This window comes from Parazoarcus sp. PS-13 R2A (assembly GCF_057621855.1).
Genome location: NZ_JBYEXN010000001.1, coordinates 297442 through 321132, shown reverse-complemented (window position 1 = coordinate 321132; position 23691 = coordinate 297442). Strand labels below are relative to the sequence as shown.

The window sequence follows — 23691 nt, the reverse complement described above, 5'->3', positions numbered from 1 at the left end:
GGCCCCGGGGATACTACGTGCGCATGCCTTTCCGCAACAGTTCGATACGCACCCGGCTGCTCCTTGCAAGCACCGCGGTGCAGGTCGTCCTGTTGAGCCTGTTGCTGGCAAACAGCGTGCGCCTGATGAACGACGCCACCACCGCCAGTCTCGACACACTGATCAGTCAGAACGCGAGCATGCTGCACGCGATGGCAACAGCGTACGGCGAACAGCCGAGCTACGGCCCCTTGCAGGACACGCTCGGCGAACTGCTGGCAGACTCGGACAAGGGGTTGATCTACGTCCGCATCGGTGACTCCACCGGCAGGATACTGCTGAGCGCCGGACAGACCAGCATGCGCAGCCTGCCACCGGCAACTGCGACCCCTGGCATCGGAATCGGCGAGATGCTCGACCATCCCGTGATTCACGTCCGGCGCCCGCTCCTACTTGCCCGCAACGAGGTCGGCTTCCTTCAGTTCGGCGTGTCGGTATCGGTGCTGGCGAAGGCAAGACAGTCGATCATCCAGCAAGGGGCCCTGATCGCGCTGATTGAAATCGTCATTACCTTCGTCCTGCTGTCGGGAATCGGCTACCTGCTCAGCAACAAGCTGGCCCGCCTGCTCGCCGGCAGCAAGGCCATTACGGACGGCTACCTCGACCACCGCCTGCCCGACGACGGCGGCGACGAATTGGCACGGCTCGCCAAGCATTTCAACATCATGGCCTCCACCCTGCAGCAGCGGGTGTCCGAACTGCAACAGACGGCCGAGCGACTGAAGACCAGCGAGCAGCGCTACGCCCTGGCCATGCGCGGCGCAAACGACGGACTATGGGACTGGGACATCAATACCAACCGGACCTATTTCGCCCCGCGCTTCTGCGAGCTGATCGGCATCCCGGAAGATGACGCGGCGACCGATCCCGAACCCTTCGTATCCCGACTGCATCCGGATGAAACCGCCGGATACCGCGCGCGCATGATCGACCACCTGCGGGGTGACAATCCTCAGTTCATGCTTGAGCATCGCATTCGCCAGCCCGATGGCAGCTATCGCTGGATCATGACCCGCGGCGTAGCTCTGAGGGACGCGTGCGGGCGCGCCATCCGCATGGCCGGATCGATCAGCGACGTGCATCTGCGCAAGCGGGCCGAAGAGCAGCTGATCCACGACGCATTGCACGACGGTCTCACCGGACTGCCCAATCGTGCCCTGTTCATAGAGCATGTCCGGCTTGCCCTGGGGCAGCAGCGTCGCGACGAAAGCTATCGCTTCGCCGTGCTCGCGATCAACCTAGAGCGCTTCCACCTGGTCAACGACAGCTACGGGCACGCCACCGGCGATCTCCTGTTGCGCGAAGTCGCCCACCGGCTGCACGACCTGCTCAGGGCGGGCGATCTGCTGGCAAGGGTTGGCGGAGACCAGTTCGCGGTGTTGCTGAACGGGCTCGAGGACAGCACGGAAGCGCTCGAGATTGCGAAAACAATGGTCGAACTGCCCGGCTTCGACGCCCCCGGCGCAGATCGCACCCTGCACCCAAAGTGCCGCATCGGCTTGGCCATGAGCGACAACGAGCGCACCGACGGCGAAGCCCTGTTGCGCGACGCCGACAATGCCTTGCAGATCGCCAGACAGAGCGACGGCTGCTCGATCAAGGTCTTCCACGCCTCGATGCATGCGCTGGCGCTCAATACGCTGCAACTGGAAACCGATCTGCGCAACGCACTGAGCACCGGGACGCTGTCGGTGCATTACCAGCCGATCATGCGTCTGATGGACCGCAGGATCAGCAGCTTCGAGGCACTGGTGCGCTGGGAACATCCGGTGCACGGCATGATCCCGCCCTCACAGTTCATCCCGCTCGCGGAGGCGCTCGACATGATCCACGAGCTGGGCCTCCTCGTCCTGCGCCGGGCCTGCGAAGACATCCACCGCTGGCAGGCTCAGACCGGCACCGAACAGGTTCCGCCCGTGAGCGTGAACCTGTCGGCACGACAGCTTTCGCGCAGCAATCTCGCTGACGAACTCATCGCCATCATCAAGGCCAGCAAGCTTGAACCGGAACGGATCCGCTTCGAAGTCACCGAGAGCATTCTTGCCCGCGCCGACGGTCCTGCCAGCAACACCTTGCGCCAGCTGCGAAGCGCAGGCATCAAGGTCCTGATCGACGATTTCGGTACCGGATTCTCTGCACTCAGCTACCTGCATACGATCCCGTGCGACATCATCAAGCTCGATGGCTCCTTTGTCGGCGCGATTACAAACGACCCTCGCCTGCGCGCCATCGTCCGCCGCAGCATCGAACTCGCCCATGACCTGAACATTGGCGTCGTCGCCGAGTGCATTGAAAGCGGGGAACAAGCCACCACGCTCAACGGCATGGGCTGCGACTTCGGTCAGGGCTACCTGTTCTCGCGCCCACTGCCTGCCGAGGAGGCTTCACGCTTCCTGACACCCGCATCCAAGGAAACCCAGCCATGACCCGACGCCTTGCGGCACTCGGTTCCGCACTCCTGCTGACGCTATCCGCGACCTTCGCGCACGCCGAGCTTTCTGGACTTCAGCTATCGGGCTTCGGCACCCTGGGGATGGTGTTCACAGGTCAGTCCGACCTGCGCTTCACCAACTTCGGCATCGACCAGCCGGGCTCGGACAATCCGGATTTTGCCCCCGACAGCGTGCTCGGCGTGCAGGCGAACATGGTGTTCTCGCCAGACACCTCAGCCGTCCTCCAGCTTGTCAGCAGGGAGAATCCGAGGGGCAACTACGATCCGCGCCCCAGCCTTGCATTCCTCAGCCACAACGTCTCCCAGGAAGCCACGGTGCGACTGGGCCGGCTGCGAATTCCCTTCTTCATGCTGTCAGACTCTCTCAACATCAATATTGCCAATCCGTGGATACGCCCCCCGGCCGAAGTGTATGGCCTCAACCCCTTCACCGATCTCAACGGCATCGACCTGCTGTATCGAACCCGTGTGGGGTCTGCCGACCTTGAGATCCACCCCTATTTGGGCCAGAGCTCAATCACGATCTACAGCAGCGGAAGTGCGCGCCTGACACGTCTGATGGGGATTAACCTGACCCTGAGCACCGAGCAACTGACAGTCTTCGTCGGACATGGCGAGTCTCCGCTGACGCTGCACTGGGGCGATGACAATTACACCGTCCTCGAATCGCTGATGCCCCCCGAGGTCATCGCCAGACTGTCCGGTAACGATGGCTACACCACCTTCAGCTCCGCCGGTTTCCAGTGGGACGACAGTGAGTGGCTGCTGATCGGCGAATACGCGAAACGCACGGCCAGTCGCTACGTGAATAGCGGCCACGGCTGGCACCTGACACTCGGCAGGCGCTTCGGCAACATCATGCCCTACGTGACCATCGCGCGTCAGACCCAGGACCGTGCCGTCACCCAGGCCACGTTCACCGACCCCTTCATTGGCCCCTATCAGACCGCGGCACTCGAGGGCTTTCTGATTTCGCGCAACGGTGCGCAGCGCAGCATCACCCTGGGCTCTCGCTGGGACTTCCGCCGTGACGCGGCCCTGAAGGTGGAGTTCAGCCACGTTCAGTCGACCGGAAGCAGCTGGGGCAACAGCTTCTTCCCACGCGGCGACCCGGCGCTTACAGAACTCAGAAACCGTTCGGTCAACATGCTAGGTGTAGCGCTCGATGTTACGTTCTAGACGACTCCTGCTCACACTCCTTCCGGCACTCTTCACCCTTGCGTGGGCGGGGGGAATGGCATCTGCGGCAGACGCGGCCGAAATCCATCTTGTTTCAGCGCGCGGCGGGCAGATTGCGAACCTCAGCCTCGACGAAGCAGAGCAACTCTATCTTGGGCGCAGAACGAGCCTCTCGAATGGCACGCCGGTCAAACTTGTTGACCTGCCGGCTGGCACGGTACGCGACCGCCTGTACCTGCTGCTGACCGGAAAAAACCCGATTCAAACCCGTGCCTACTGGTCGCGACAGGTATTCACCGGACGCGCCCTCCCCCCGCGCGAGGCCGAGAGTCAGCAGCAGGCGCGTGACTGGCTGGCGACAACCCCGGACGCGATCGGCTACCTCCCCGCAGACGTCATCGACAACCGGCTGCAGATTCTGCTGCGCCTGCCCTGAGCGGGCTCACTCGAAGCCTGCAGTCAGCATCAACGCTGCATGAGTGAAAAACACCTTGACGCTGCGCTTGCCCGAATGATTTAATGCAAATCATTCTTATTAAGAAAAGCAGCATGACCACTGAACGGTGCCCTTCCACAGACGAGCCTGAAGCAAGCCGCGCCGGGGAACCGTGCGCAAGGCACGCGACCCGGGCGGGCTCGGAGACGATTCGGGCGCCGCGGTCGATTTCGAGCAGCGAACTTCTGGATGGGCAACTCAGCGTCACGATCGACCACGAGGGCATGCGCTACGTTCTGCGTGCGACCCGCGCGGGAAAACTGATCCTGACCAAATAGATCGTCTCCGGGCGATACGAACCATAAACGGGGCTAGACTATGTACGTTTGTGTCTGCAATGCTGTAACCGAAAATCACATCGGAGAAGCCGTCCGCAAGGGTGCAACGACCCTGCGCCACCTGCGCCTGGAACTGGGCGTGAGTGCGGAGTGCGGGCGCTGTGCCACATGCGCACGCGACTGCCTGCGCTCGGCGCTTGACGAGACGACGGAGCGGCATGCAACGCAGGGCAAACTCTTGCAACGGAGCATCTTTCCACTAGCCCTGGAGGCCATATGAAAGGCGACAAGAAAGTCATCCAGTTTCTGAACAGGCAGCTGACCATCGAGCTCACCGCGATCAACCAGTACTTCCTGCACGCGCGGATGTACAAGAACTGGGGGCTGGGCAGGCTCGGCAAGCACGAGTACGAAGAGTCGATCGAAGAGATGAAGCATGCGGACATGCTGATCGAGCGTGTCCTCTTCCTCGAAGGGCTGCCCAATCTGCAAAACCTCGACAAGCTGCTGATCGGCGAAAACGTGCCTGAGTGCCTCAAGGGCGACCTCACGCTGGAAACAGGCGGTCGTGCCAACCTGATTGAAGCCATCGCCTACTGCGAATCCTGTCGGGACTATGTGTCGCGCGAGATCTTCGAACACATCCTTGAAGATACCGAAGAGCACATCGACTACCTCGAAACCCAGATCGAACTGATCGACAAGGTGGGCGTGCAGAACTACCTGCAATCCCAGATGGATCACGCTTCATCCTGAGCCGCCCGGGAACGGCCCGGGCACATCAAAAAGGAAACAACACCATGCAGTTCCTTCCGCCCCCGCACGTTCCCGAGCACACCCCCCGCCGCAACGCGCTGCCATCGTTTCCGGCCGGTCGTTTCACGCTCTATCTGGTGGTCGCAGCGGCCCTGCTGTACTTCATGATCAGCCCCGGAATGGCTTGAGCCGACACGCTGCGCCCCGGGCTCCGCGCTCTCGAGCCCTCATCGGCATCAGGCCAAACCTAACGACGTATAATGACTGCCGCATCCATCGCACTATCGCAGCCCTCCACGCCGTCCGTGGAAAGACCGTCCCCGGACACGTCCCAAACCGACCGCAAGCAGTCTTCGCGCCGCGCCGCTGAACATCCGCGCGTGAGCCGCCGCGAGCGTCGCGGCCTTGCCGCGCTCGTCATCGTGCTGCACGTGGCAGGCATACTGACACTGGTGCGGCTGGGGAGCGTTCCGCCCAAGGCGCCAGAAGTTCAAAGCATCGAGATCGCGCTGATTCAGGCGGAAGCACCTGCACCGGCGCAGATTCAGCCCCCCGCACCACCGCCTCCGGCAGCCGTGATCCAGCCTGCAAAAGCACCGCCACGGCCCGCGCCCAAGCCGGTGCCCAAACCTGTGGTCAAACCGGCGCCGAAACCGGTAATCAAGCCCACGCCCACGCCCACGCCCATCGAGACTACAGCGCCCGAGCCGGCCCAGGCCGCTCCTGCCCCTGTCCCGGCACCCGCCCCCGCGGCAACTTCGCTTCAGCCTGCAACTGCACCGGCCACGGCCCCCGACAAGACCGCGGCGCCTGCAGCAGCACCGGCACCGGTGACATCGGCGCGCTTCGATGCCGATTACCTCAAGAACCCGCCCCCCTCGTATCCACAGCTTTCGCGACGCATGCGTGAAGAAGGCAAGGTGCTGCTGCGGGTCGTGGTATCGGCCGACGGCACGCCAAAGCTTGTCGAGATTTCGCAAGGCTCGGGCTCCGAGCGGCTCGACAAGGCAGCCCGCAGCGCGGTGGAGCGCTGGCGCTTCGTACCCGCCCGGCAGGGCGAACGTGCCATTGAGGCAGCAGTACTGGTTCCAATCATATTCAAACTCGAAGGAAACTGAGCATGGAAACCCAAGCCTTCGGACTTGCCCACCTGTGGACGCAGTCCGATTTCGCCATCCGGGCCGTTGCGGCAATCCTGCTGCTGATGTCGATCACCAGCTGGTACCTGATTCTGACCCGCGGATTGCGCCAGTTGCGCGCTCGTCGCAGCGAGGGCGCGGTGGACGCGTTCTGGGCAGCGCCCAGTCTCAAGTCGGGTCTGCAGCGCCTGAATGAGCAGGCCCCCGACTCACCGTTCGAAGCCCTCGCCCAACAGGGCGCAGCCGCAGCCGAGCACCTGCGTCAGCACAGCCACCGGGAAACCCTCGGCGGAACGATGAACACCGACGAATTCATCACCCGCGCGCTGCGCAAGTCGATTTCGATGTCCACCTCCAGCCTTGAGTCCGGCCAGACCATGCTCGCCTCGATTGGCTCCACAGCGCCCTTCATCGGCCTGTTCGGCACGGTCTGGGGCATCTACCACGCACTGGTCAATATTTCGGTGTCGGGCATGGCCACGCTGGACAAGGTCGCGGGCCCGGTCGGCGAGGCGCTGATCATGACGGCCTTCGGCCTCTTCGTTGCGATTCCCGCAGTCCTCGCCTACAACGCTTTCACGCGCGCCAACCGCGTCGAACTGTCCGAGCTCGACGCCTTCGCGCACGACCTTCACGCATGGTTCTGCACCGGCGCCCGCATCGCGCCGGTCAATGGCCGTGCGCAGCCCAGAGCCGAGACAGCCCGACTGCCGTCGACGGAGGCCGCATAATGGCCTTCGGCAGCTTCGATCAGGGCAGCGAGCGCATGCCGACCAGCGAGATCAACATGGTTCCGCTGATCGACGTCATGCTCGTGTTGCTGATCGTATTCATGATCACCGCGCCGCTGCTGACCCACTCGGTCAAGATCGACCTGCCTCAGGCATCCAGTGCGCCGAACACGGAGAAGCCGGACACCGTCACCCTCGCGCTCGACGCCAATGGCGGCCTGTTCTGGAATGACGAACCCATGCCGGACGCGGATCTTGCCCTGCGCCTGCAGGCTGCGGCAGCGCGCAGCCCGCAACCGGAGCTGCACCTGCGCGCGGATCAGAACACCCGCTATCAGATACTGGCCGAAGTGATGTCGGCAGCGCGCGAAGCCGGTATCGAGAAAATGGGCTTCATCACCATACCGCCCAAGTAAGGACCCGGCGCGAGCGCCTGACCGCCCTCGCGTGGGCGGTCATGGCGCCTGGCCAACAGGCCGAACTGCATGCAATACAATACGGGCGCAAAGGACCACATCGATGCTCCTGCTCGGTGACCTTTTTGCACGCAATGCGGTCTGTTTCAGGCGAATGCCGTTTCCGGGAGTTTCATGTCAGCCTCTACCGCCCCTCGTCCCCGCTCCGCCAGGGGACGGCGTACCCTGCTTGTCGTACTGATCGGCGTCCTTGTCGCCGCCGCGATCTGGCTGCTCTGGCCGCGGCTGTTCGGCAATTCGGACCCTGCTGCCGGCTACCAGATCACGACCGTACAACGTGGCGACGTCGAGGATGTGGTCACCGCCACCGGCACCCTGCAACCGCGCGAGTACGTGGATGTCGGCGCGCAGGTTTCAGGACAACTGAAGAAGATTCATGTCGAGGTTGGCTCCGAGGTCAAGGCGGGCGACCTGCTCGCCGAGATCGACCCGACCGTCTATCTGTCGCGAGTCGATGCGGCCCGTGCCCAGTTGCGCAACCTGCGCGCCCAGCTCAAGGACCGCGAAGCCCAGCTCACGCTGGCGCAGATCCAGTTCAGGCGCCAGGCGGCGCTGATGGCCGAGGACGCCACCACCACCGAAGCGCTGCAGATCGCTGAAGCCTCGCTGAAGTCGAGCAATGCCCAGCTCGAAGCCCTGCGCGCGCAGATCGAACAGAATGAATCCACACTGCGCGGCGACGAAGCCAACCTGCAGTACGCCCGCATCCTGTCGCCGATGGCGGGGACCGTGGTGTCGATCACCGCCCGTCAGGGGCAGACGCTCAACACCAACCAGTCCGCGCCGGTCATCCTGCGGGTCGCCGACCTGTCGACAATGACGGTGCAGACCCAGGTCTCGGAAGCCGACATCGGCCGCCTGAAGATCGGCATGGACGCCTATTTCACCACCCTGGGCAGTCAGGGCAAACGCTGGGAGGGTAAGCTTGCCAGCATCGAACCAACGCCCACAGTCACCAACAACGTCGTGCTCTACAACGCCTTGTTCGATGTCCCCAACACCGACGGCAGATTGATGACGCAGATGACGGCTCAGGTGTTTTTCGTGGTCGCGCGGGCAAGCGACGTGCTGCAGTTGCCGATGGGCGCACTGACGCTGGACACCCCGCCGCGAAGGCCATCGCGCAAGGAAGCCCGGCCCGCTGGCGAGACAGCGGAAACGCAAGCTCAGCCACGACGGCGCGCCACCGTTCAGGTGCTCATGGCAGACAACTCGCTGGAAGCACGCAGCATCGAGATCGGCCTGTCCAGCCGCGTCCAGGCCCAGGTGGTGTCCGGGCTGAACGAAGGCGACAAGGTCGTCTCCGGCGCTGGCGCCGGCGCCAGCGAAAGTCGTCGCCCCAGCCGCACGCCACGTCTATGAAGCGGGAGGCGCCTCTCGCGGAGATCGGCCCGGACGCGCGCGCGGTGCAGCCCCTGATCGAGCTGGGCGGCATCACCCGCAGCTTCGTCAATGGCGAGGTCGAAACCCGGGTGCTGCACGGCATCGACCTGCAGATCTATCCCGGCGAATTCGTTGCCATCATGGGCGCATCGGGCTCGGGCAAGTCGACGCTGATGAACCTGCTCGGCTGCCTCGACCGCCCCAGCAGCGGGACCTACCGGTTCATGGGTCAGGACGTGGCCGGTCTCGACCGCGACGAACTCGCCCGCCTGCGACGCGAGGCCTTCGGCTTCGTGTTTCAGAGCTACAACCTGATCGGCGGCGCATCGGCGCGCGAAAACATCGAAGTCCCAGCCATTTACTCCGGCATGCCGCCGCAGGAGCGACATGAACGGGCGGAGGCGCTGCTCGCCACCCTCGGCCTGGAGGGACGCGGCCACCATCGCCCCAACCAGCTTTCCGGCGGCCAGCAGCAACGCGTATCGATCGCCCGGGCGCTGATGAACGGCGGCCGGATCATCCTCGCCGACGAACCAACCGGCGCGCTCGACAGCAGAAGCGGCGAAGAAGTGATGAAGCTCCTGCGCAGACTGTCTGCCGAGGGCCACACCATCATCCTGATCACCCACGCGCCCGAGGTTGCCGCGCTGGCCCAGCGCGTGATCGAGATCCGTGACGGACGCATCGTGTCCGACCCTGGCCCGGTGCTGCCTGCCGGCCCCGAACCCGACTTTGCCCCGCACGTCGATCGCACCTCGTCAATGACCGACGTGCTCGAAGCCACCCGCACCGCCTTGCGCGCCCTGCGCAGCAACCTGTTCCGCTCGGTACTGACCCTGCTCGGCATCGTCATCGGCGTGGCCTCGGTGATTGCCATGCTCGCCATTGGCGACGGCGCAAAGGCAAAGGTGGTGAACCAGATCAGCGCGATGGGCACCAACCTGCTCAACGTCCGCCCCGGCGCCCCCAACCAGCGCGGGCGAGACACCACGGCCACACTTGTGATCGAGGACGTGCGCGCGATTTCCGACTTGCCGAACGTGCTCGCCGCGGTGCCTGAGCAAAGCACCGGCATTACCGTGCGCACGGGCAACCTGGACCATCGCACCAGCGCCAACGCCACTTCGTGGGATTACAGCTTTGCCCGCAAATGGCCTGTCGCCAGTGGCACCTTCTTCAGTGCCGACGACGAAACGCGCTATGCCGCCGTGGCCGTCATCGGCCAAACTGTGGCCGAGGCCCTGTTTCCCCGCGCCGACCCGGTCGGCGAATACCTGCTGGTCAATAACATCCCCTTCCAGGTCGTCGGGGTGATGACGCCGAAGGGGGCAACATCCTGGGGCGCAGATCAGGATGACATCGTGTTCGTTCCGTTCACGACCGGCAGCCTGCGCCTCACCGGTCAGCGCCACCTGCGCAACATCACCGTGGCAGTCGACGATGTCGACGCCATCGACCAGACCCAGGCTGCGGTGCACAGCCTGCTGCTTGCACGTCACGGGGTCGAGGACTTCCAGATTCGCAACATGGCTTCGATCATCGAAACCGTCTCCGCCACCCAGAACACGCTCACCATCCTGCTCGGCACCGTGGCTGCCATCTCCCTGCTGGTAGGCGGCATCGGCGTGATGAACATCATGCTGGTTTCGGTCACCGAGCGCACGCGCGAGATTGGCATCCGCATGGCCACCGGCGCACGCATGAAGAACATCCTGCAGCAGTTCCTGATCGAGGCGCTGGTCGTGTCCTCGCTCGGCGGCGCCATCGGCGTTGGCGTCGGGCTTGGCTCGGCCGCCATCATTGCGCTCTTCGACACGCCGATCGAGTACTCGCTCGCGCCGGTGGTACTGGCCTTCGGCTGTGCCTTTGCCACCGGCCTGATCTTCGGCTACCTGCCCGCACGCAAGGCCGCGCGCCTCGACCCCGTGGTCGCGCTGGCGTCGGAATGAAACCATGACGCTTTCTGCCCAGCTCCGCCCACTCGTCCTCGCCCTTGCCTTCGGGCTGAGCGGCTGCGCAGTGGTTGAACCCATCGTCCATCCTGACATCGCCCTGCCCGGGAACTGGGCGGAGTCCTTGCCCGAGGCCGAGACGGCGCAAGACATCTCAAGCGACTGGTGGGTCGGCTTCGATTCGGCCCAGCTCGATGCGCTCGTGCGTGAGGCCCTGGCGGCAAGCCCGGATCTGAAGATCCAGGGCGAACGCGTCATCCAGGCCGAACTCGCGCTGCGCAGCACCGGCGCTTCCCTCTTTCCCAGCCTCGGGCTGAGCGGCGACACCGACTGGCGCCGCAGCGACAGCGGCGACCGTGGTGGCAGTGCGGTGAGCGAGTCCAGGTCGTCCTCGCTCGGACTGTCGGCAAGCTACGAGATCGATCTCTGGGGCCGTGTCGCCGCCACCATCGACAGCGCAGATGCCAGCCTCTCCGCCACCCGCTACGAGCTCGATGCGCTGCGCCTGAGCATGACGGCGAGCGTTGCCACCACCTACTTTCAGCTGCTGGCCTCGCAGTCGCGGCTCGATATCGCGCGCGCGAATCTTGCGACCGCCGAGCGCGTACTCAAGGTCGTCGAAGCGCGCTATCGATACGGTGCCGCCTCGGCACTCGATGTCAGCCGGCAGCGCACCACGGTACTCACCCAATCCGCGACCATAGGCCCGCTTGAGGTTCAGGTGCGCCAGACAGGCTCGGCACTTGCGATCCTGCTCGGGCGCACACCGCTGAAACCCGGGCTCGAACCCGAGTCGCTCACGACCCTGCGCATTCCGTCTGTCGCTGCGGGCCTGCCCGCCGATCTGCTGCTCCGCCGTCCCGACCTAGCCGCAGCCGAAGCCACACTGCGGGGCGCCGCCGCCGACATCGCCGCCGCCCGCGCCGCCCTGCTCCCGGCATTCAGCCTGTCGGCAGCGGGCGGACTGGCGAGCGACTTTCTGCTGTCGCTGGCCGACCCGTCCTCCACCGTCGCACTCTCCGCTTCACTGGTGCACACGGTCTTTGATGGCGGCAAGCGGCAGGCGCAGGTCGACAGCACCCGCTCGCGGCAGCGCGAACTGCTCGAGCAATACCGCAAGGCCATCCTCACCTCACTCAAGGAGGTGGAGGATGCGCTTGGCAACGCCGCCCGCGATGCCACTCAGGAGCGCATTCAGGCAAGGATCGTTCTCGAGGCGGAGCGCTCGCTGCGTCTGGCCGAATTGCGCTACCGCGAGGGCGCGGATGATCTGCTGAGCGTACTCGACGCACAGCGCACCCTGTTTTCAAGCCAGGACAGACTCGTCCAGTTGCGCCAGGCCAGGCTCACCAACGCGGTGGACCTCTACAGGGTGCTGGGCGGCGGCTGGCAGGCGCCCGAACTGGCCAGCGCGCGCTGAAGCCATTTCAGGCCTTCGACATGCGTGAAAATTGTTGTAAAAAAACATCATATTTTCACCAAAAATGATAACCAGTCTCATTTGTATTGACTGACACACTCGTTACATTGAGAATCAATCTCATCTGCACAGCGCCGGTCGCCTGAGTACCCTCAGTCGCCGCGCCCGCAGAACAGCCAGCCAGTCCTCCCTGCGGATCAGCCAGCCAGACGGCCCACATGCATGTGTCCGGACGTCAGCTTTCAGGACGTCTCCGATGCATGCGATCACGCAGCCCGCCACTCGGCGCCGGCATGCGTTTCCCGCTCAGAGAAACCGAGGACAAGGCTCACAATGAAAAGCAACAGCGCGAAATTCCCCCGCAGCTTCCGCAAACCCCTGACTTCCACCACCGGAATGACCCGCATCGCACTGGGCATCTCGACCGCGATGCTGATGCCAATGCCGTCGTTCGCAGCCGATGACGCTGCACAAAAGAAAGAAGCCGAAATGCAGGCGGTACAGGTCGTCGATACTGCGATCGACCCCAACCCCAACGCGGAACCGGATGTGCCCTACAAGGCCCGGACCTCAGGCGACAAACGCCACGTCAAGCCGCTGGCAGAAACCCCGCAGACGATCACCGTGCTGACGGCGAAGCAGCTGGAGGACACCGGCCGCACCGACCTGCGCGACGTGCTGCAGGCGCAGCCCGGCATTACGCTCGGCACCGGCGAGAACGGCAACGCCTTCGGCGACCGCTACATCATCCGTGGTCAGGAAGCGCGCAGCGACGTCTTCGTCGATGGCTTGCGCGATCCCGGCATGACGGTGCGTGAGAGCTTCGCCACCGAGCAGGTCGAGATCACCAAGGGCCCCAGCTCGACCTTCGCCGGTCGCGGTGCCACGGGAGGCGCGGTCAACTCGGTCACCAAGCAGGCCACGACCGACCTCGACTTTGCAAAGTTGTCCGGCGGCATCGGCACCGACGAGTATCACCGTCTCACCTTCGACGGCAACCGCGTACTCACCGACACCATGGCCATCCGGGTCAACGTGCTCGACGCTTACCAGAAGGTGCCGGACCGCGACCCGGCAGACCGCGACCGCTCCGGTGCCGCGATCTCCTTCCTGTGGAAGCCGACCGACCAGTTCAACCTGACGGCGGACTACTACCACGCCGAGGCGAACGACTCGCCTGACCTCGGCGCCTACATCAACCGCACGACCGGCAAGGTGGTCGACGACGTACCGGTCTATCTGCAGGATGAAGACTTCCTCACGTCCACGATCGACACCTATACGCTGCGGGCGAGCTATCAGGCCAACGCCGATCTGCGCATCGAGAACCTGACCCGCTATGGCACCACGAAAAACGGCTATCTCGCCACTGGCTACAACGGCACCCGTCTGAGTACCCACCAGGGCTGGCAGGATGTCGAGTACTTCGCCAACAGCCTCAACATGTATCTCGATCAGCAGATCGCGGGCATGAAGCACCAGTTCGTGTTCGGGGTCGAGTACTCCGACCACAGCGTCAAGAACGGGACCTACACGACGACGCCGACGACTTACACGGTTACCGGCAGCGAGACCGACTGGCAGAGCCTGATGAACCGAAGTGTGGTCAAGGGCGCGGAGGATTCGGACTGGAACGTCAGGACGGTTTCGCTCAGCGCAATGGACACCGTCGATCTGACCGACAAATGGACGGTATTCGGCGGTCTGCGCTACGACCGTTTCGACTACAACAACACGGTGGTCGACCGCACCCTGGGGCCGATCGAGTACGAACTTGAAGACGGCCTGTGGAACGGTCACCTGGGTGTGAGCTACAAGTTCCTGCCCTATGCAAATGTCTACTTCAACTACAGCACTTCAAGCGACTTCAATGGCGGCGAATCCGACGTCGGCGCGAGCTGCGGCTATGGCGGCATCTGCGTGCCGAGTGGCACCACGACCGAAGAGCGTCGCAACATGTTCGCCAACAGCAAACCCGAGCTGTCGCAGAACTTCGAACTCGGCACCAAGTGGGACCTGATGGATCGCAAGCTGCTCGCCACCGCAGCGGTGTTCCGCACGGTCAAGAGCGACGTGATGGAGAACACCACGGGTGATGCGTACTCCGCTACCGGCAGCATCAACACCGGCAAGTACCGCATCCAGGGGGTCGAACTGGGGCTTACCGGCAAGCTCACCGACAAGCTCACCACCCAGTTTGGTGTTGCGGTCATGAGTTCGAAGATCCTCGAATCAGCGACGGCTGCGAACGTTGGCGAAGGCCTGAGCAACTTCCCCGAAAAGACGGCCTCGCTGCTGCTGAGCTATGCGCTCACACCGAAATTCACTTTCGGTGGCGGCGTCACCTATTCCAGCGAGAAGTATTCAGGCGAACCGGAGTCGGTCGCGGCGACCTCGCTCGAGGTGCCGGAATACACCGTGTATGACCTCTTCGCCAACTACAAGGTCAGCAAGCAGCTGAGCGCGCGCGTCAATATCGGCAACGTCACCGACGAGAAGTACTACACCGCGGTGTATCGCTCGGGTTCGTTTGCCTACATGGGCGACCGGCGCAACGTGCGTCTGACGCTCGACTACAGCTTCTGATTCCGGGCTGATACATGGGAGAGGCCTGGTTCCTGCCGGGCTTCTCCCTTGCACACATCGCAATGAACGACACAACAGATCTGCTGGCTGCACTGAATCACATTCCCGCCGAAATCCATTGCGCGCAGGACTATGAGCGCCTCGCACGCAAGCACATCGACCCGCGCGCACTGGCCTATATCGACGGCGGCAGCGGCACGGAAACCACGCTGCGCAGCAACCTCGACGCATTCTCCGGCTTCAGCCTGCGGCCCCGCCTGCTGCGCGACCTGAGCTCGGGCCATACGCGACTGCGCCTGCTCGGCCGCACGCTGCTGCATCCGGTCATGCTTGCGCCGATCGCATTTCACAGGCTTGCCCACCCCGAAGGCGAACTCGCGAGCGCAAGCGGCGCAGCCGCCATGGATGCCTGCATGGTGTGCTCCACCTTGTCCTCCGTCCGCCTGGAGAACGTCGCCGAACGGGCAGGCGCGGAGAAATGGTTCCAGCTGTATTTTCAGCCGCGACGGGAATACACACTCGATCTGGTCCGGCGCGCTGAAAGGGCTGGCTTCAGCGCCCTGGTCGTCACGCTGGACGCATCGATCCAGGCTCCGAGCATCCGCGCACGCCGCGCAGGCTTCGTCATGCCGCCCGCGATTCAGCCGGTCAATCTTGCCGCTTACCCGGCGCCCGCACAGGTTCGACTGGACCGGGATCAAAGCATCATCTTTCAGGGCATGATGAGCGAAGCCCCGACCTGGGACGATCTGGCCTGGCTGCTCGCGCACACTGCCCTGCCCGTTGTGGTCAAGGGTGTGCTCCACCCCGCGGACGCCGTTGAGCTCCGCCGCAAGGGAGTGGCTGCGCTGGTCGTCTCGAACCACGGCGGGCGCAGTCTCGATGGCGTGCCGGCCAGCCTCGTTGCCCTGCCGGAGATCCGCCGGGCGGTGGGTGAGGACTATCCCTTGTTGCTCGACAGCGGCATTCGCAGCGGCACCGACATCTTCAAGGCACTCGCACTTGGCGCCGACGCAGTGATGATCGGCCGTCTGCAGCTTCATGCGCTGGCCGTCGCCGGCGCGCTTGGCGTGGCTCACCTGATCAGGACGCTGCGCGAGGAGCTCGAAGTCTGCATGGCCCTTGCCGGCTGCGCGACCCTGAACGATATCGGCCCGGACATGATTCAAGAACAGAAAGGGGCGCACCACACATGCTGATTCCGATCGAAAACGTCCTGAGCAAGGACGAAGTACTGCACTTCAGGCAGCAACTCGCGGCTGCGGACTGGCAGGATGGGGTAAAGACCGCGGGCACGCTGGCTCGCGCTGCAAAGACCAATCTCCAGCTCGAAGACGGCTCGGCACTCGCCGTTGCGCTGGGCAACCACATCCTGCGCAAGCTGGGCAACCACCCTGCCTTCATCTCCGCTGCACTCCCCCACCGCATCTTTCCACCGAAGTTCAACTGCTACCGCAACGGCGGCGCCTACGGCCTGCACGTCGATAGCGCGCTGATGGCGGTCGGTGGCACGGGACTCACCGTGCGCTCGGACCTTTCCGCCACGCTGTTCCTGTCCGAGCCGGACGAGTACGACGGCGGCGAACTGCAGATCGACGGCCCCTTTGGCGTACAGGCGGTCAAACTCGGCGCCGGCGACATGGTGCTCTATCCGTCGAGCAGCCTGCACCAGGTCACGCCGGTCACCCGCGGCGAACGCATCGCATCCTTTTTCTGGATACAAAGCATGGTGCAGCAGCAGGAAGACCGGACCCTGCTATTCGATCTCGACCGCGCTATTCAGGGGCTGACGCCAGACAGCGCCACCCGTCCCGATCTGATCACGCTGACGCAGGTCTATCACAACCTGCTCCGGCGCTGGGCCGTGACCTGATGCGGCAGGGGTGATAGCCACACCAAGTGCATGGATACAACAGCAGTTGAGCCAAATCAAAGAACTCTTAATGCGATGCATTATCATTCCCATGAACTTACATCGCCGAGCTTCCAATGAACCAGGCCACGCTGACCGAACACGCAAGTCTTGCCGCTTCCGAGTCGGGCAACACAACCCTCGCCCTCGTCGGACACCCGAACGTCGGCAAGTCAGTGTTATTCCATCGCCTGACCGGCACTTACGTAAACGTATCCAACTACCCCGGCACGACGGTTGAAGTCGCCCGGGCGCCCGCCCGTTTCGACCGCGAGATGTCCTTGCTCGACACCCCAGGGGTGCTCGCCCTGCCCTCGCGCAGCGACGATGAGCGGGCCACGGTGCGCGCACTGCTGCATGAAGATCTGCGCCTGATCGTGCAGGTGGGCGACGCCAAGAACCTGCGGCGCACGCTGAACCTCACCGCCCTGCTCGCCGAACTCGGCGTGCCGATGGTGATGGCGCTGAACATGACGGACGAGGCCAGCGCGCGCGGCGTGACCGTGGATGCATCGGCACTCGCCGAGGCACTCGGCGTACCGGTGGTGGCAACGGTCGCAACTGGCGGCGAAGGCATCGCACCGCTGACCGACGCCCTCGCCCACGCACGCCAACCGGCGGCGATGCTGCGCTACGACCCGGAGATCGAGACCGTCATCGGTCAGGTCACCGCCATGATCGCTGCACGCGCCCCTCACCCGCGACTGACCGCCCGCGGCCTGGCCATCCTGCTGCTCGGACATGATGCAGAGGTGCAGGCCTGGCTCGCCACCCGTCCTGAGGGGCCTGCGCTGCTGGCAGAGGTCGCCACCCTTGCGCCGGCCACCGGCCGTGACTCCCTGCCGGCGCGGCTCGCGCGTGAGCGTGGACGTGCCGCCGAAGCCCTGTCGCGCACCGTGTCGCAACAGGCCGCAGGCAAGGACCGCAGCCTGTCGCTGCTGGTCGGACAAGTGGCGGTGCACCGGATCTGGGGCTGGCCGATGCTGCTGGCCGTGCTCTATGTGGTGTACCTGTTTGTCGGTGACTTTGGCGCCAGTACCCTGGTTGGCCTTCTCGAAGAGGACTTCTTCGGAGAGATCCTCAACCCTGCGGTGACCACCCTGGTGCAGACCCACATCACCGTTCCGTGGATCGCCGACCTGCTGGTGGGCGAGTACGGCTTGTGGACCATGGGCATGACCTACGCACTCGCGCTGATCCTGCCCATCGTGACCACCTTCTTCCTTGCCTTCGGACTGCTCGAGGATTCCGGCTACTTCACCCGCCTGTCGGTCATCGCCAACCGCATGTTCGCCGCCATCGGCCTCAATGGCCGCGCCGTGCTGCCGATGGTGCTGGGCCTGGGCTGCGTCACCATGGCCACACTGACCACCCGCATCCTGCACACGCCGCGCGAGCGCCTGATCACCATCTTCCTGATGGCGCTGGCAATTCCGTGCTCGGCACAGCTTGGCGTGGTGCTCGGCCTGCTTGGCGGCATCTCGTTTGGCGCCACCGTGATCTGGGCCGGCGCCATGGTGCTGGTGCTGCTCAGTGCTGGCTGGCTGGCCGGCAAGCTGGTGAAGGGGCGACGCGTCCCGCTCGTGACCGAACTCCCGCCCATGCGCATGCCGGTACTCGGCAATGTGCTGAAGAAGACCGGTGGCCGGCTCAAGTGGTACCTGATCGAAGTGATCCCGCTCTTTCTGCTCGGCACCCTGATCATGTTCGTGCTCGACCGCACCGGCGCCCTGCCGTGGATCATCGAAGCCGGCAAGCCGCTGGTCACCGGCTGGCTCGGACTGCCGCCGGAAGCCAGCGCGGCCTTCGTCATGGGCTTTCTGCGCCGCGACTTCGGCGCCACCGGCCTCTTCGCCCTGAGCCATCAGCTGGACATGATTCAGGCCGTCGTCGGCATGGTGACCATCACCCTGTTCGTGCCCTGCATCGCCAGCGTGATGATGATCGTCAAGGAACAGGGCGTTCGCACCACCGCACTGATGCTGGCGATGATCATGCCGACCGCCTTCTTTGTCGGCGGCGTCCTCAACCACGTCCTGCGCCTCTTCTTCTGAGCGAGATCGACATGAGCCCATCCCCCTCCGAGCGCATCCGCCTGACCGGCACCCCGATCGGCCGCAAGGTCCGCGTTGCGGACTTCGGCACCGAAATCGACCCGCTGCAGGTCGAACAGCTGCACGCCTACGGCATGTCGCCGCCACACATCATTCGCGTGACGCAGCAGCAGCCGATGACCGTCGTGTTATGCGACCACATGGAGCTCGCGCTCGAGCACGATGTCGCACGCCACGTCTGGGTCGAGGAGGCCTGAGCCCCCTCCGCTCCGGCTACCAGCCCAAGCCCTTGCGCATCAGGATCAGCAGCCCCATGCCAAAGATGAAGGGCAGCCAGGGGTTGCGCGAGCGCAAGGCAAAGAAGAGCACGACCAGGGCTGCGGCAAACTTCGGATTGAAGGGCTGCAGCGCGCCTTCGTCGAGGAGAATGTCCGGCGCCACCAGGGCGGACAGCGCTGCCGCCGGCGCGTAGCGCAATGCACGATGCAAGGCCCTGGGCAGGCGGGCCTTCTCCCCCAGCATGATGAAGCTGCCACGGGTCAGGATGGTGGTGCTGCCAATGGCGATGAAGGTCAGCCACAGCCAGATGCCTTCGCTCATGCGCCCGCCCTCCGCTGCTGCCAGTGCTCGGCGACGAAGCCCGATGCGATGCCGATCGCGATGCCGGCAAACAGCCCAAGTCGCAGCGGAAGCTCGCGCAGCAGCACGGCCGAAACGCCGCCAGCGAGCGCAGCCACCAGCATCGGCCGGGAACGGGCCATCGGGATCATCATCAGCATCAGCGCGATGGTCACCATGAACTCGAGCGACCAGTCGGTCGGGATCACTTCGGCGCCAAGCGTGCCCAGCAGCACAAAGGTCTGCCACAGGCACCAGGCCCATGCCGACGGCGCAATGAAATAGCCCCAGCGCCACTCGGGATCCTCACTCGCAAGCATCCTCTCCGAACCGACGGCGAATACACCATCAACCAGCAGATAGCTCGCACGCGCTCGCCGCGACCAGGCATGACCATGAAACGCGGGCGCGAGCGCGGCGCTGAAAATCACGAAGCGCAGATTGAGCACCATCGCGGTCAGAAAGATCAGCCACAGCGGCGCACCGGTGGCGATCAGGGGCAAGGTGCCGAGTTGCGCGGTACCGGCATACACAAGCATGTTCATGCCCATTGCCTCGAGCGGCGACAGGCCGATCGAGCGCATCGCAATGCCCGTCACGACGGCCCACGGTACGAGACCGAGCGACATCGGCAGAAAATCGCGCCAGCCTTCACGGGCACCAAGGCGGAAAGCGGTGTTCATGTACACATCCGGAGGAAAAAGCGCACTAGGTTAGCAGTGCCCGCCACAGCAGCCATAGACGCTTGTGCACGAATCGACCATCACACTTGCGTAATCGCGTTCGCATGAGCGCGGGTTTGCCCTGCTTCTGTGTGCGATACTTTGCTGAGATGATCTGACCCCTCTCCCAAGAACTTCCGAACATGGCAGGCCAACCCGTTTCCGACACCGACCGCACCCGCCTCGACAAGTGGCTGTGGGCCACCCGCTTCTTCAAGCACCGAAGTGCCGCAACCGAAGCGGTGGAAGGCGGCAAGGTGAAACTGAACGGAGCGTCGGCTAAACCGGCCCGGGCGGTGAAACCGGGCGACCGGATCGACATCACCCAGGCCGAAAGCACCGTGTCGGTGCTTGTACGCGGTATCGCCGAAAAGCGCGGCCCAGCCGAGCAGGCTCGTCTGTTGTACGAAGAGAGCGCGGAGAGCGTTGCGCGCCGTGAAACCGAGCGCGAGGCTCGCCGCCTCGCAGCGACACCCGGCGCAGGCCTGCATGGTCGCCCAACCAAACGCGACCGCAGGCAGATCGAGCGCTTTCAGCGCGAGTAGCCACGCGACCCGCACAAGGAGCAGTAAGGAGCAAGGCAGCATGGACTCCCCGTCGCCAACCGCCCGTTCGTATGTATCGGCAATGATTTTGCCGGCACGGCGGCGTTCCGCCCTGATCACCGCGGCCGTCGTCGCGGCGATCATCGTCTTGCAGTGGCTGGCCCTGCTGCAGTATCAGGCGCTGGAAGCCTCGCGTTCAGAACGCGCTTTCGCGCGCACGGTCGATCAGGCCGCGGTCTCGCTGATCCAGCAGACCGTGCTCTACCAAAACGCCGTACTCGGCCTGCGCGCGCATTATCTCGGCAGCGACAACGTCACCGTTGCCGAATTTGCGCGTTATGCACGCGCGCTCGAGATTGAACAGGCCTTGCCCGGACTGCGCGCATTTGCCTTCAACCGCGAAGTCAGCGAGGACGATCGCGAAGCGTATGTGAAATGGGTCCGCAAGACACTTTCGGAGTATGACCCTGCGTACGCAAGTTTTGACATCTACCCTGTCGAACCCGGTCATACTCACCACGTCGTCGAGACCATTCACCCGCCGCTGGGCAACCAGCGCTCCCTCGGCTACGACCTCATGAGCAGCGAAGTCCGGCGCTTCGCGATTGCGCGCGCACGCAGCCACGGCTTCGCTGCCACGCCGCCGATCCGTCTGCAGCAGGCACCCAGCGCCATTGCAGTGTTGATACTGGCGCCGGTCAGCACGCCGGGCTGGAACGGTCATTTTTCCAACCAACAGACCGTCGCTGCATCCTTCCTCGTCAACGATCTCATCAACACCGCCATTGCACCGGCGCTGCGCCGCCGCTTCCACCTGCAAATCGTCGACCTGGGCTCAGAAGAGGGTCTGGATACCATTCCCACGGTTCTGTTCGAAGACGACGCGGTCGATAACGAAACCCTGCCCTACCGGCAAATGCTGCACCGGACACACGTCTACGGCGGTCGTCGCTGGGATATCCGTTTCACCCCCCGCAACGCCGAACTCAACCTGATCCCGATGCCGGTCATCGTGCTCCTCATGATCGGTGGCGCGCTGATGACCGGCACGATCACCCATCTTGCCCAGCAGCGCATCCGCCGCGCTGCGCGCAACCAGGCCCTCGCCGACCAGGCGCTGGACTGCGTGCTCGAGATCGACGCCGGCGGCGTCGTGCGCAATGCGGATGCGTCGACCGCTCGCATCACCGGTATGCCGCCAGCGCAGTGGGAAGGCAGACCGTTGTGGAGCAGTATTGTCGAAGAGGACGCAGATGCGGTGAGGACAGGCTTTGGCAAAGTGGTCGCGGACGGCACCCCGATTGCGCTCGAGTGCCGCCTCGCGTGCCCGGATGCCGATCCGCGCTGGATCGAGATCCGCCTCGGCAACCAACTCTCAAAACGCACAATTGGAGCCGTGCTGGCGCAGGTATCGGATATCGATGCGCGCAAGCAGGCCGAGGCCGAAATCGAGCGCCTGGCGTTCTTCGACTCGCTGACCAAGTTGCCTAACCGGCGCCTGCTTGAGCAGCGCGCCGAAATGACCTTCAGCGCCGCGCGCCGCCACCGCGGACGCGCGGCGCTGCTCGTCATCGACCTCGATGGCTTCAAGCAGATCAACGACAACGCGGGACACGCCACCGGCGACACCGTTCTCGCGACCGTGGCGACCCGCCTGCAACTGGCCCTGCGTGACAGCGACACCGTGGCAAGGCTCGGCGGAGATGAGTTCGTGATCCTGCTCGGTCAGCCGGCCAACGAGGTGGACGTCCGTTCTGCTGCGGGCCGGCTGACGCGCGATCTCGCCCTGCCGCTGAACGTCGACGGCCGCAACTGGTTCGTCCGCGCCAGCATCGGCATGGCGATGTTCCCCGACCATGGCACGAGCTTTGCCGAACTGCTTAGCCGGGCAGACGCTGCAATGTACCGCAGCAAACGCAGCGGAAGCGGGCTCAACACCATGGCTGGCCCCATCCCCTGAGAACCGGACTCAGGCGCTCAGACCAGCGCCAGGGCAAGCGCAACCGGCAGAAACAGCATCGCGAAGAGATTGCCGATCAGCACCATGGACGCCACTTTCTCTGGCTCCTGATGGTAGCGCTCGGCGAAGATGTAATTCAGGACCGCAGGCGGCAGGGCGCCAAAGACCAGCAGCAGGGCCTGTTCGCGAGGAGGCAGGTCAATGAGCAGCATCACGCCCCACGCCAGCAGCATGCCGGTCACCGGCCGCACCACCGCGGCAAACACGCCAAGACCGACCGACGTGATCCGGGAATCGTTGAGCCGCACGCCAAGCGCAAACAGCATCAGCGGAATCGCGATATCGCCCAGCATCTTGATGGCCAGCATCAGCGGCGACCACACTTCAACTCCGGAAACGGCAACCACCAGGCCAGCCATGGTCGCCAGCACGGACGGCACCCGCCAGACCGTTGCAATCCGGATGTTGTGATCCAGAAGCCAGGCCCCGAACGAGAAATGCAGCAGGTTCGACACCATGAACATCACCACCGCAGGCGCCAGCGCCTCGTCGCCAAAGGCCAGCACGGCAAGCGGCAGGCCCAGGTTGCCACAGTTGTTGAACATCTGCGGCGGCACAAAGGTCCTGGGGTCGACTTTTGCAATGCGGGCCGTCACCCAGCCCAGCACGCCCGCGCCCAGCACCATGATCAGCGTAGCCCCGAGCAGCGGCATGTACTCGGAGATGTGAAACTCCTTGTTCGCCAGCGCGGCAAACACCAGCGCCGGCACGAACACGTCCATGTTGAGCTTGTTGGCGTGGGACATGTCGGGCTTCAGCCGCTTGCCGACGAAATACCCCAGCGCGGTAATCGCAAACAGGGGGAACAGGATCGAGACGATGCGTATGAGCATGATGGCTACCGAAAATGCAGCGCGACATGCACGCCGTGTACAAACGCAGAGCCGGTCACACCCGGCCCTGAAAGATCATCATTCTGCGTCAGAATGCCGC

General features: G+C 64.1%; 23 protein-coding genes. 20 read left to right on the top strand and 3 right to left on the bottom strand.

The genetic code is table 11. From position 1 onward, the window contains the following. Positions 1-23 precede the first annotated feature (23 nt). From AC22G6_RS01510 to AC22G6_RS01425, 18 genes are all read left to right on the top strand, one after another. Complete coding sequence (locus AC22G6_RS01510; protein WP_487365324.1) at positions 24-2465, top strand: EAL domain-containing protein; 2442 nt, start codon at positions 24-26, stop codon at positions 2463-2465. Then, positions 2462-3670, top strand: coding sequence for a hypothetical protein (locus AC22G6_RS01505; protein ID WP_487365323.1), 1209 nt, complete (start codon positions 2462-2464; stop codon positions 3668-3670). Before AC22G6_RS01510 ends, AC22G6_RS01505 begins: the two co-directional genes overlap by 4 nt. 55 nt (positions 3671-3725) lie before the next feature. Further along, entirely contained in the window at positions 3726-4106 is a 381-nt protein-coding gene (locus AC22G6_RS01500; RefSeq protein ID WP_487365322.1) for a hypothetical protein, read from the top strand. Positions 4107-4189: 83 nt separating this feature from the next. Then, positions 4190-4444: a hemin uptake protein HemP gene (gene hemP / locus AC22G6_RS01495; protein ID WP_487365321.1), complete on the top strand. Its 255-nt coding sequence runs from the start codon at positions 4190-4192 to the stop codon at positions 4442-4444. Between the two features lie 40 nt (positions 4445-4484). After that, positions 4485-4724, top strand: a complete 240-nt coding sequence (locus tag AC22G6_RS01490; protein ID WP_487365320.1) for a (2Fe-2S)-binding protein — start codon at positions 4485-4487, stop codon at positions 4722-4724. Next, positions 4721-5200 (top strand): bacterioferritin, encoded by a 480-nt coding sequence (bfr, locus tag AC22G6_RS01485; protein ID WP_108950622.1) that lies wholly within the window; start codon positions 4721-4723, stop codon positions 5198-5200. The genes AC22G6_RS01490 and bfr overlap by 4 nt, the downstream gene beginning before the upstream one ends. A 44-nt stretch (positions 5201-5244) precedes the next feature. Next, positions 5245-5388, top strand: a complete 144-nt coding sequence (locus AC22G6_RS01480; RefSeq protein WP_487365319.1) for a hypothetical protein — start codon at positions 5245-5247, stop codon at positions 5386-5388. A gap of 192 nt (positions 5389-5580) precedes the next feature. Beyond that, entirely contained in the window at positions 5581-6318 is a 738-nt protein-coding gene (locus AC22G6_RS01475; RefSeq protein ID WP_487365318.1) for an energy transducer TonB, read from the top strand. Between the two features lie 2 nt (positions 6319-6320). Then, a complete protein-coding gene (locus tag AC22G6_RS01470; RefSeq protein WP_487365317.1) occupies positions 6321-7070 on the top strand; it encodes a MotA/TolQ/ExbB proton channel family protein in 750 nt (249 codons plus the stop codon). Beyond that, positions 7070-7486, top strand: a complete 417-nt coding sequence (locus tag AC22G6_RS01465) for an ExbD/TolR family protein (protein WP_108950619.1) — start codon at positions 7070-7072, stop codon at positions 7484-7486. Before AC22G6_RS01470 ends, AC22G6_RS01465 begins: the two co-directional genes overlap by 1 nt. A gap of 174 nt (positions 7487-7660) precedes the next feature. Beyond that, positions 7661-8908, top strand: coding sequence for an efflux RND transporter periplasmic adaptor subunit (locus tag AC22G6_RS01460; protein WP_487365316.1), 1248 nt, complete (start codon positions 7661-7663; stop codon positions 8906-8908). Then, on the top strand, positions 8905-10878 hold the full coding sequence (locus tag AC22G6_RS01455; RefSeq protein WP_487365315.1) for a MacB family efflux pump subunit: 1974 nt from the start codon (positions 8905-8907) through the stop codon (positions 10876-10878). The genes AC22G6_RS01460 and AC22G6_RS01455 overlap by 4 nt, the downstream gene beginning before the upstream one ends. A 4-nt stretch (positions 10879-10882) precedes the next feature. Then, the gene (locus tag AC22G6_RS01450) at positions 10883-12301 is read left to right on the top strand and encodes an efflux transporter outer membrane subunit (RefSeq protein WP_487365314.1); all 1419 of its coding nucleotides are present in this window, start codon (positions 10883-10885) and stop codon (positions 12299-12301) included. A gap of 333 nt (positions 12302-12634) precedes the next feature. Then, complete coding sequence (locus AC22G6_RS01445) at positions 12635-14887, top strand: TonB-dependent receptor (protein WP_487365313.1); 2253 nt, start codon at positions 12635-12637, stop codon at positions 14885-14887. Positions 14888-14949: 62 nt separating this feature from the next. Beyond that, on the top strand, positions 14950-16086 hold the full coding sequence (locus AC22G6_RS01440; protein WP_487365312.1) for an alpha-hydroxy acid oxidase: 1137 nt from the start codon (positions 14950-14952) through the stop codon (positions 16084-16086). Next, a complete protein-coding gene (locus tag AC22G6_RS01435; protein WP_487365311.1) occupies positions 16080-16760 on the top strand; it encodes a Fe2+-dependent dioxygenase in 681 nt (226 codons plus the stop codon). The genes AC22G6_RS01440 and AC22G6_RS01435 overlap by 7 nt, the downstream gene beginning before the upstream one ends. Before the next feature lie 116 nt (positions 16761-16876). Further along, positions 16877-18853, top strand: a complete 1977-nt coding sequence (gene feoB, locus AC22G6_RS01430) for a ferrous iron transport protein B (RefSeq protein ID WP_487365310.1) — start codon at positions 16877-16879, stop codon at positions 18851-18853. Positions 18854-18864: 11 nt separating this feature from the next. After that, entirely contained in the window at positions 18865-19110 is a 246-nt protein-coding gene (locus AC22G6_RS01425) for a ferrous iron transport protein A (RefSeq protein ID WP_487365309.1), read from the top strand. A gap of 16 nt (positions 19111-19126) precedes the next feature. Here AC22G6_RS01425 and AC22G6_RS01420 read toward each other — a convergent pair whose 3' ends face one another. Together AC22G6_RS01420 and AC22G6_RS01415 are read right to left on the bottom strand one after the other, a co-directional pair. Then, entirely contained in the window at positions 19127-19453 is a 327-nt protein-coding gene (locus tag AC22G6_RS01420) for an AzlD domain-containing protein (protein WP_487365308.1), read from the bottom strand. Continuing rightward, the gene (locus AC22G6_RS01415) at positions 19450-20154 is read right to left on the bottom strand and encodes an AzlC family ABC transporter permease (RefSeq protein ID WP_487365307.1); all 705 of its coding nucleotides are present in this window, start codon (positions 20152-20154) and stop codon (positions 19450-19452) included. Before AC22G6_RS01415 ends, AC22G6_RS01420 begins: the two co-directional genes overlap by 4 nt. 182 nt (positions 20155-20336) lie before the next feature. Here AC22G6_RS01415 and AC22G6_RS01410 point away from each other — a divergent pair, with 182 nt between their 5' ends. Then, positions 20337-20738 (top strand): RNA-binding S4 domain-containing protein, encoded by a 402-nt coding sequence (locus tag AC22G6_RS01410; protein WP_487365306.1) that lies wholly within the window; start codon positions 20337-20339, stop codon positions 20736-20738. A gap of 40 nt (positions 20739-20778) precedes the next feature. Continuing rightward, positions 20779-22698, top strand: coding sequence for a sensor domain-containing diguanylate cyclase (locus AC22G6_RS01405; protein WP_487365305.1), 1920 nt, complete (start codon positions 20779-20781; stop codon positions 22696-22698). Positions 22699-22715: 17 nt separating this feature from the next. Here AC22G6_RS01405 and AC22G6_RS01400 read toward each other — a convergent pair whose 3' ends face one another. Further along, on the bottom strand, positions 22716-23591 hold the full coding sequence (locus AC22G6_RS01400; RefSeq protein WP_487365304.1) for an AEC family transporter: 876 nt from the start codon (positions 23589-23591) through the stop codon (positions 22716-22718). Positions 23592-23691: the final 100 nt, after the last annotated feature.